The following is a 7,081-nucleotide window of genomic DNA, read 5'->3' on the forward strand; positions in this document are numbered from 1 at the left end:
TAGGGAGTAGTGAGTAGGGAGTAGGGAGTAGGGAGCGGTGCGACCCCGCGCTTTTTCAAAGCTAAGCGTGAACGCGCACCGTAGGGAATATGCCATCAAAAATTATCACAATTCCTACACGGACTCTATACCAATGACTAAGTAAATTACTAACACCAGTAACTCTATATTTAAGGTGCGTTGATAACGCACCCTACTAGTTGAGCTGACGGCTGACCGCTGACGGCTGACTGCTGACTGCTGACGGCTGACTGCTAAATGCTTACCTCTTAGCTTGCCATCTGCGGTTCATAAACTGGAAGAATTTCCAGCAATTCCGAGTAAAGGCAGAGATTCTTGATAGTATATTTAACAAACACTGACTCTTTCTGAGCACCACAAGACCCTTTCAGCTGCAATGTCTTACTTTCATCTTTAACTAATTCAGCACGACAATGGTAAATCAAGCCATTAGGTTTTTCAAAGCTGATCTCAGCTTGAATAGAATCCTGATTCACATCTTCCTTAATAATTGAACCACCAACTTTGTTCTTAAACCAATTCCATCCGTAGCGGAGGATAAGTTCCCTTTCCAATACCTGAATTTTAGTCGGTAGAATTCCCCAACCTCGATAAACCCGATTGAAGCATTCAATATCACCACTACGGATTAAAATTGATTTCAATGAATCTTGATCTAAGACACCATAGTATCTTCCATCTGGGAAGTCAATCGCAGTGGGAGCAAACCGATGACCACCAAAGTGGCTGGTTTTCCAGAGTCTGACATTGCTTAACGATAACTCATTAACAGTAGCTAAGGCTTTGGAGTAAAAAGGATTACCATACTTGCCGCAACACACATCATGGCTACCGTGGGTGCAAACTAAAATATCTCTAGTGTCATTGTCTTGTGTGACACAGTTTGGAGTTTCTCCAGCAAAGAATTGTCTGACAATCCCAGCTACTTCATCAAGATTAGTCACATCAAACTCTAGCTTGTTGTACCCTTTTAACCTGGCCTCACCGTTGTGGCTATAAATCAAAACCTTAGTCTGATCTGCTTTTAGGGTTTTATTATTAGCAATCAGCAGGAATCTTACTGGCAGCTTACGCTGCTTCACCTCATTCACCAAACTCCTAAGATTGTCTGGAATATACTTAGAATCCATGGCATTACACAGCCACGGTTGGCGACATTCCACTAAAACATACACTTGGTAATTAGTACCACTACCGATAATGTCTTCAGCTAACTGCTGTGAATGGTCAGAACAAAAAAAAGTGTTCATTGTTTGATCTCCTTAACTATAATTTTTTTTAACTAGAAAAAAAATATTAATTATATAGCACTACCTATTAAGGTGTTTGACATTGATACAAGCTTAAACGCTCTTTTAGTCAACTTTTGCCTCTTGCCTCTTGCCTTTTGCCTTGCAAGTAGCGCTATACTCTGGTATCAACAAAAATTATTCCTTCAGTAACTAAATGGGTTAAAAGAGGAACAACATCAACCTCCCAATCGAAACCTGGTAACCATGTCATGACATCACTACCGGTAAAGGTCTCTCTGGTGAATAAATTTTCCACCAAGGATTCAGTTACTCCTCCTAAAATGATTTCTTTACCTGAAACGATAATTTTGTAGCCATTGTGATCTGGCAGCTGTGAAATTTTTAGGCGCTTAAATTTGGGATTACTAAACCTAGTCTCTACACCATTGGGAAATATATTAAATCCTGCTTGCGCAGGTAGAGAGTATCTAGCTAGTGGCTTGACTAAGCCATCAAGATAACGGTTATATCGTTCCTGGATATCACTGTTAGTAAGGTATTGCTTTAAATTTTGGATTAAATTATCAATCGACTGATCTAAAGGAGCAGCATCGAACCGCAGTGGCAAACTTTCACGCCAGGCTTCATTCTGCCGTAACTCACTTACTAACCAGTCTAAAAAATCCACACCAGTCTGGCAATGAATCCCTAGGGTTAAATGTAGTGACGGTTGATCTAGAGCAACAGCATAATGCCAATGTCCACGGGGTATATACAACACATCACCAGGGGTAAGGGTACACTTCAAGTAAGGATCCCCTTCCGGAGGTGTTTCAGAGGCTGATTTTTGCTCAGTCAACGGGTATTTTAGAGTATCGCTAAATACGTACCATTCCTTGTTTCCGTCTATTTGCAAGATAAAGACTTCGTGAGTATCGTAGTGACAGGAAAATCCCTGTTTACTGGGCCATGAACAATAGGAATTGACTTGAGCACTATAGCCTAAATCTTGTCTAACTTCTGAGGTGAAGTTAGTAATTTCTGGTACTAGTTTATGTACCTTGTCAATGATTAGAGTTGCCCCTGACTGGCACCACTTGATTAGATTGGCGTTTTCCTTTTCCTCCAAAACTTTGCCATCTAAGGCTAAGCGCAGCTCCGGATACTTGAATTGATGGAAATTCAGCAGATCGGTGAGTTTTTGCCAAGAAAATAGATCAGCAAACTTCCTTTCGTCCTCACTTGGAATAAATAGTGCTTTACTCGTCCAATGGTATTCTAGGAATTTCTGCTCACTGTATGGCTTGAGGATTTTTGCGAGCACTGACATAACTATTTGATAATCTTTAGCAATAAAAAAAATATACTAAGCAACTAGCTTGCACCAGAAAGATAATTGAGAAAATTTCTCTAATTTCTGATACAAGCTCGGATTTAGCCAAAACTATTAGCAACTAATTATTGCTAACAATTCTGGGCTCATAAGCAATAGCTACCTGAGAAGGTCAGATAGTCTCAGGATTCCTCGCTTCTGAGATCACCACCGTCAGCGTCAGTATTTAGGCAAGATTCAGTAGTCTTACGGGGAGTATTCGGAACGATTTCCTTGATTTCGACTTGAATTTTGCTAACTGTGCGCTTTTCAGCAGTTAATCCTTTGATTTGCTCTAACATACTTTCTCTCCAACTAGTGTAGATTCACCCTTTTGCTGCTTAACCTTTCGGGTATAGCTCGAAAGGCTCAGTGATCGGGTATATTTTATAGACTTTAACTCAAAGGCAACGCAGCAGTCAATAGTTGAGAAATAATTTTGATAAATTTTTCTCAACCTATCCTAACCCTATAAGCTAAGAATTAGGCTTAAAGAAGATAAAGCTTGTATAGTAAGGCTTGCTATGGTTTGCTTAGCAATAATTATTATTAATTAACTCTCTATAGTTAAGTGGACTATAGAGAATCAGCAGTCGTCAGCTGTCAGCCGTCAGCTGTCAGCCGTGAGCATTAGGCTCACGCTATGGGAACAGCCTAATGCTTTACATAAACCTGGAACCAAAAAATTTAAGAGTTGGAGATTTTATCAAATTGAAAGTCTGGGTAAAAGCCCATCTAAGCATTCAGCAGTAAACCATTGGCCTTTGGCCAAGCGTGCCCATAAGCTAGCACCTCAAGTAGCGTGCGGATAGCGCTAATCGCTGATAGCTGATAGCTGATACGCGACACGCTGATAGCTGAGAGCTGATACGCGACACGCTGATAGCTTACCAGCACTCTGCTCTTAAGGAAGTGCTAACCTATCACAGCAACTTGGATAGACTCAGAAGTAGTACTGGAATAACGAAGAAAACGCTTCCAATATAGACAAAGGCTAAATACTTCCGCTCACTGGCAACAGCAGCTAAGGTTTCTGCACCCAGGATTGGCATTTGTCTCAACACAGGAATGCTGTAGATGATCACAACGGCGAGGGTGTTGTACAGTAGATGCACTGTAGCTATTTCTAGAGCAGGGATTGGGTTTTCCGTTATTCCGGTAGCCGCAAGTAAGGCAGTGATACAGGTTCCGATATTTGCTCCTAGGGTGAAGGGATAAATTTCTTGTAAGCTCAACAAACCTGTACCAGCTAGGGGAACCATCAGGCTGGTGGTAGTGGAGGAAGATTGCACGATTACAGTGACTACTGTCCCAGAAGCAATCCCAGCCATGGGACCGTTACCGATAGCAGTGTGCAACATTTCATTCGCTCGTCCTACCATTAAGGTTTTGAGCAGTTTTCCAATGAAAAAGATGGATAGGAAAATAAGACTGATACCCAGGACAATCAGGGCAATACCATTAAATGGTTCTGGTAAACTATTACTGAAAGTGTTAATTCTATCAGTGACTGGAGCCGTGGCAAATTTAATCAGGTTAACGTTGTTTAAAGTAATCGATTTTTCCCCCACAACCAGGCTTGTTAAAAACAGACTAATCTTTTCCAGGAAGTGAGTGGTAATTTCCAAAGGTAGGAAGATAACCACACTAATCAGATTGAAAAAGTCGTGGATGGTTGCAGCAGCAAAAGCTTGTTTAAATTCGTCCTTATTTTGAATATGTCCTAAACTAACCAGTGTATTAGTGATGGTGGTGCCAATGTTAGCCCCCATAACTATAGGAACAGCCGTTGCCACTGGCAAACCACCAGCTACTAGACCCACAATAATCGAGGTTACTGTACTTGACGATTGGATTAAAGCAGTTGCTAGGGTACCGACAATTAAGCCAGCAAAGGGATTAGTAGCAAACTCGAACAATTCCTGGGCTTGTTCCCCAGTAGCTGATCTAAAGCCTGTACCAATTATCCCTACTGCCACAATCAGTAGGTAAACCAAAACTAGAATACCTACCCATTTGTAGAAGGTAACAACAAACCTTTCTGAGTTCTGAACGCTTTCCATTACTGTATTAGTTTATTCAGCAACTACCAAGTAAAACTGTCAGCTTAAGCGCTACGCGCACGCTACGCGAACAGCTATCAGCTTAAGCGCTACGCGCACGCTACGCGAACAGCTATCAGTTATCAGTTATCAGTTATCAGTTATCAGGTTTCATCCAAAGGCTAAAGGCTGAAGGCTGACCGCTGACCGCTGACCGCTGACCGCTGACCGCTGATAGCTGATGGCTTAAAATCAAGGTAACCAAAAATTACTGAATAACGTCTGACCAAACTCCCGTACAGTTTTATTAATATTCCGTGTCACCTGAATATGAAATTCATCTGCATCAACAGGAATAATCTTAGCTAGATTCCCTTGTCTAAAGCGCCTAATTACCAAATTTGCTGCTTCCAAACCGGTAACATACGCTTTTTCCTGAGACCAAGAACCGTGGCGAGTGACAATCCAATCCCCGCTCATAAATACATTTTGAATACTAGTGGTTCCCCGCATCATATACTGATAGCTACCGGGAGCAAAGTGAGTCACCCCTTGGGGTACTCGAATCACAGTACTGTCTATCAGATTTGCCTCTCTAAAACCAGAAACACAGGTGCCTAGGTCACGCTGAACTTTCTGGATAATTTGCTCATCACTCAGGGGTAGCAACTGGTTAGCATGGTAAAAGTCTACTTCAATCACGCTACCAGGTTCATCCCGGTACTCATCGTGCAAAGCATTAAGGTCAAAAAATGTCCAACCCGTGGTGGCATCAAAGCCAAAACAAGCATTAGAGGGATGGCGAATCTCAACTTTGCGGTCAAACCATAGCCTGCTAGATAGCACATCAATTCCCCCTAAATTCATCAGGTTGCGGAATTCCTTGCGGCTTTGGAGGATGGTGCTACTCTGAAGGATTTTCTTCATACCATTGATACTGACAGCAAAAATCACCGCGTCAGCCTCAAAGGGTTCATCACCACACATCACCCCTTTGGCTTTGCCAGTGTGGTCTATAATAATGTCATTGACCCGTTTATTGGTAAGTACCTTTCCCCCGGCTTTTTCAATCTGTTCCACCCAGGGTTTAAATATCATCTGTGCTACCGTTCCTCGGCACCAGACCACATCAAAGTCCGGTTGGTGAGCCAAAATGAAGTAATACAGCATTCCTAGGGCGGCTGCAGCTGAACATTGCTCTCCTGGAGCAAATAAACCCACTAACAGCATCGGCTCAAAGGAATCCTTGTAGAGTCGTGCCGAAACCCCAAACTGTTTAAATAATTCACGGGCGGTTACCGAGTCATACCTAGCCCAAGCCTGGTGGGAATTATCGAAATCAATAATGCCATACAGTAGGGGTAAGGCAGAGAGTCGATCAATCAGGGGTAAGCGTTTAAAGTCGGGGTAGAGGAAGGTTCCTAGAGGGGTGGGAAGTCGTGGTTCATTTTGAAAGATAGGGGATTCGACCTCTAATCCAGCAGGGGAATACTGGGAAGAACGGGTGAAAGGAGTGAAAGGATTGAGTCGGAGTTCCTTTACCAGGTTGAAAATGTTGTGATAGGGATACCAGAAACCATGAATTCCCCCTTCTACAGAACGTCCACCCGCTGTTTTCCATCCTGCCACTAAACCACCGGGATAGGAACTTGCTTCTAGGAGAGTGACATCGTAACCTTGTTTGGCTAAGTGGTAAGTTGCGCCTAAGCCTGCCCATCCAGCACCGACTACAACTACTCGTTTTCTTTCTGAGAGTTCTGACATTGGCCTTTTCTTGAGTTTATTAACAACTCTTTTTTCAGGATCGCACAATTATGAAGTTATGTTAAGGTAACTCCGTGATGGGTGATGGGATGCTCCTTTCCAAAAAAAAAGCGGCTGTAACCATTGCCACAACCGCTACTGTACATCAACTGGGAGGAAATCCTAGAGGCATATGTCAAAAACTTTCCAAGATGTTTGACAAGCTCTAGTAAAGCTACGTTAATTATTTACTACAAGGTGTCTTCCACAGATTCCCGAAAATTTCTGATCAAATTTTTGGGAATTGGCAAACATCACTGCTTGCCTTAGGTGTTAGGAGTTAGGTGTTAGGTGTTAGGTGTTAGGTGTTAGGTGTTAGGTATTAGGTATCAGGTATTAGGTGTTAGGTCTTACAACTTAACTTAAAATCTTGTATTTTAACCGCCAAGTAATTATTTAGTGATATTTTATATTAACTGTTAGATATTAACTGTTAGATATTAACTGTTAGATAGTTAATCAAAGTTTCTAGTCCCTAGTAATTAACACATAATACCTAGACTGTCAACAGCTGAATACTGGGTTAGTCTTAACCAAAACTCCGAGTATCCTGGAGTAGTTGAGCTAGCTTAGCAGGAGCCTCACACCAAATCAAAGATTATGGTGTGAGA

The 7,081-nt window shown here is 42.0% G+C and carries 6 protein-coding genes; all 6 read right to left on the minus strand.

The annotated features are described in order from the left end of the window. Positions 1-269: 269 nt before the first annotated feature. The 6 genes from F6K20_RS17965 to F6K20_RS17990 all read right to left on the minus strand — a co-directional run bounded on the left by F6K20_RS17965 (position 270) and on the right by F6K20_RS17990 (position 6,431). A complete protein-coding gene (locus F6K20_RS17965) occupies positions 270-1,271 on the minus strand; it encodes a ferredoxin family protein (RefSeq protein WP_287295531.1) in 1,002 nt (333 codons plus the stop codon). A 154-nt stretch (positions 1,272-1,425) separates the two neighbouring features. Then, positions 1,426-2,583: a cupin domain-containing protein gene (locus F6K20_RS17970; protein WP_287295533.1), complete on the minus strand. Its 1,158-nt coding sequence runs from the start codon at positions 2,581-2,583 to the stop codon at positions 1,426-1,428. A 185-nt stretch (positions 2,584-2,768) separates the two neighbouring features. Continuing rightward, on the minus strand, positions 2,769-2,927 hold the full coding sequence (locus F6K20_RS17975; protein ID WP_287295535.1) for a hypothetical protein: 159 nt from the start codon (positions 2,925-2,927) through the stop codon (positions 2,769-2,771). 433 nt (positions 2,928-3,360) lie between these two features. Continuing rightward, complete coding sequence (locus F6K20_RS17980; RefSeq protein ID WP_287295537.1) at positions 3,361-3,522, minus strand: hypothetical protein; 162 nt, start codon at positions 3,520-3,522, stop codon at positions 3,361-3,363. 26 nt (positions 3,523-3,548) lie between these two features. Further along, positions 3,549-4,688, minus strand: a complete 1,140-nt coding sequence (locus tag F6K20_RS17985; RefSeq protein WP_287295538.1) for a Na/Pi symporter — start codon at positions 4,686-4,688, stop codon at positions 3,549-3,551. Between the two features lie 231 nt (positions 4,689-4,919). Further along, positions 4,920-6,431 carry a hydroxysqualene dehydroxylase gene (locus F6K20_RS17990; RefSeq protein ID WP_287295540.1) on the minus strand — a complete coding sequence of 504 codons (1,512 nt, stop codon included), beginning with the start codon at positions 6,429-6,431 and terminating at the stop codon, positions 4,920-4,922. Positions 6,432-7,081: the final 650 nt, after the last annotated feature.

Source organism: Moorena sp. SIO2C4 (genome assembly GCF_010672485.1).
GTDB classification, from domain to species: Bacteria; Cyanobacteriota; Cyanobacteriia; order Cyanobacteriales; family Coleofasciculaceae; genus Moorena; species Moorena producens.

Bases quoted from the DNA above. Each gene is read 5' to 3' on its own strand.
- F6K20_RS17965 (WP_287295531.1), bottom strand. From the start codon at position 1,271: ATGAACACTTTTTTTTGTTCTGACCATTCACAGCAGTTAGCTGAAGAC.
- F6K20_RS17970 (WP_287295533.1), bottom strand. From the start codon at position 2,583: ATGTCAGTGCTCGCAAAAATCCTCAAGCCATACAGTGAGCAGAAATTC.
- F6K20_RS17975 (WP_287295535.1), bottom strand. From the start codon at position 2,927: ATGTTAGAGCAAATCAAAGGATTAACTGCTGAAAAGCGCACAGTTAGC.
- F6K20_RS17985 (WP_287295538.1), bottom strand. From the start codon at position 4,688: ATGGAAAGCGTTCAGAACTCAGAAAGGTTTGTTGTTACCTTCTACAAA.
- F6K20_RS17990 (WP_287295540.1), bottom strand. From the start codon at position 6,431: ATGTCAGAACTCTCAGAAAGAAAACGAGTAGTTGTAGTCGGTGCTGGA.